The following is a 2,160-nucleotide window of genomic DNA, read 5'->3' as shown; positions in this document are numbered from 1 at the left end:
CGGATCATCCCGAAATACGCAGTTGTTGATATGGATAGGTTGCAGCAGATTATTCATATCTGGATTTGTGACATTTACCATGCAGGCCCGAATGCGAAACGAGACCGCATCCCTAACCATACATGGACGAAAGCGTTTGAAAAGTTTGCTCCTGTTCAAACTGAGTTCGATATTGAAGATTTGAATCTGATCTTCTGTCGGACGCTTAGCGGCCAGTTACGGCGGGATGGAGTGACGTTCAGGCACCTTCGTTACTCCAGTCATGCACTGGCTGAGCTCCGGGCGCGAGTTGGTGATCATCAGGTTGTTTTTAAGGTAGATCCAGAGAATCTCGGGTATATCTATGTGTCCAATCAACTGACGAAGTGCTTTCTTAAAGTGCCGGCAGTGAAGTTTGAGTACGCTTCTTCAGTGACGCTCCATCAGCACATGATCAACTGTAAAGCTACCAGACAAGAGGTTGGAGATAGCTATTGCGATGATGATATTCAAGAAGCAAATAGTCGTATTCACCAGTTGGTTGACGAGGCTTTCACTGCAAAAACGCGATCATCAAAACGCACAGGTCGAACATCTAAAGCAGCAAGGTATGTCGAAGACTCAAGGCGAGCAAAAGCATCGGCTTCTGAGAAGCAGGATGAACCTGCAAACCTAACATCTGACTCCAATGTCGGAGACGAACCGAAGAAGAGACCAAGTAAACCTGTAGATACCACTGGCTGGGAGTTCCTATAACATGGCAGCAAAACTCAGTGAAAAAGAAATCAAGGCAAGGCTAGCTCGTTTTCGTTCAGCATTTGTTGCAAGCCCTTTTCTCAAAGCAGTGCTAAATGAGCTAGATGAATGCAGGGAGCTGTCAAAGCTTGGTGGCGACCCTGAATGTATAATTGTTACCGGTGATGCGGGGGCCGGTAAAACGTCACTCATTAATAAGTACCTCGAACTGAATGCAAGAAATGATTCATACGAAGGCACCTACATACCAGTGTTGTCGACCACCTTGCCTGGCGAGGCCAATTCAGTGGCACTGTTTCAACAAATTTTGTCAGATCTTGGCCATCCATATCCATTCGAGTCTAGCAACGAAGTTGCACTACGAAAACAAATCAAGGAGTTAGCCTGGAACTGTCGATTAGAACTAATTATTATCGACGAATTCCAGCACTTGATAGAGCGTAAAAGTCTGAAAATACTTAAGGAAACGGCAAATTCCATTAAAAGCCTGATAGTCGACACCAAAATACCTATGGCGCTATTTGGTATGCCGTACAGTTCGGTGATTTTAGACAGCGTTAGTCAGCTATCAAGCCGTTTTGAGCGGCGTAGAACACTTAGCCCTTTCCGTATCAGTACTGATAGCGAGTTGCACAAGTACCAGGGGTTTTTATCTATGTTTGAGAAGCTGATGGATTTACCGGAACCATCAGAACTCGCATCGGAAGAGATGCACCGCAGATTGTACGCGTATTCGAGCGGAAACTTCAGAAAGTTGAAAAACCTTCTGAACGATACGTATAAAGACGCTCTTGAGAATGGCGAAAGTTATATCAGTCAGAAACGACTTGCTGAAACGGCAAGTAAGCGGAGCTCTGTAATCACAAGATCTAACAATCCTTTTTTACTACCGATGAATAAATTAAAAATATTGGAACCTGGGGAATATGTCGGTTGGGAAGACTATAATCATGGAAAAGGAGTTAATGTTCGGTTTAAAGATAAGCCAAAAGAGCTCAGCTTTCAGGACGTTTTTTAATCAGACATTATCGCCCGAATTAGACATTTCAGACTAATTGAAAAACTCATGAACTAAGCAATCTCCAATCAATAAGTCTAAACTTTATCTGTGTCAGGTTAGACCAATGGTACAGTTCAAAACTGCCAGTCAAATTACGTGGATTAGTCATAATTCGATCTGACACTTTTCATGATCAAGCTTGATCAATTCTGATAGTCAGCTTAGTGCCAAAAGCAGACATTAAGATTTGTTGCAGCAACTGCTTCCTTCTTGAATAGGAGGGCATTTAACGGTCCCGTAAGAACAATATACGCAACAGTCACCTTTTAACGGCTTGAGCAGCGCTTTGCATCCTTCACATTCGTAATACCACTGGCAAGCGTTTGTTGGCATGGTCTCGACCTTCTGAGGTATCCCCAGAAATT

General features: G+C 43.5%; 3 protein-coding genes. 2 read left to right on the top strand and 1 reads right to left on the bottom strand.

What is annotated here, in order from left to right:
• The coding region (locus AAY72_RS14665) for a Mu transposase C-terminal domain-containing protein (RefSeq protein WP_156411344.1) at positions 1–735 on the top strand (735 nt) is incomplete at its 5' end.
• Between the two features lies 1 nt (position 736).
• Positions 737–1,753: a TniB family NTP-binding protein gene (locus tag AAY72_RS14660; RefSeq protein ID WP_057788517.1), complete on the top strand. Its 1,017-nt coding sequence runs from the start codon at positions 737–739 to the stop codon at positions 1,751–1,753.
• 222 nt (positions 1,754–1,975) lie between these two features.
• On the opposite strand, the gene AAY72_RS16980 is transcribed toward AAY72_RS14660, so the two are convergent.
• Positions 1,976–2,155: a GDCCVxC domain-containing (seleno)protein gene (locus AAY72_RS16980; RefSeq protein WP_082629001.1), complete on the bottom strand. Its 180-nt coding sequence runs from the start codon at positions 2,153–2,155 to the stop codon at positions 1,976–1,978.
• Between the last annotated feature and the right edge of the window lie 5 nt (positions 2,156–2,160).

The sequence above is a fragment of the Alishewanella sp. WH16-1 genome (genome assembly GCF_001441695.1).
Taxonomy (GTDB): domain Bacteria; phylum Pseudomonadota; class Gammaproteobacteria; order Enterobacterales; family Alteromonadaceae; genus Alishewanella; species Alishewanella agri.
The sequence above is the reverse complement of the archived record's forward strand: the minus strand, read 5'-3'. Positions and strand labels throughout refer to the sequence as shown.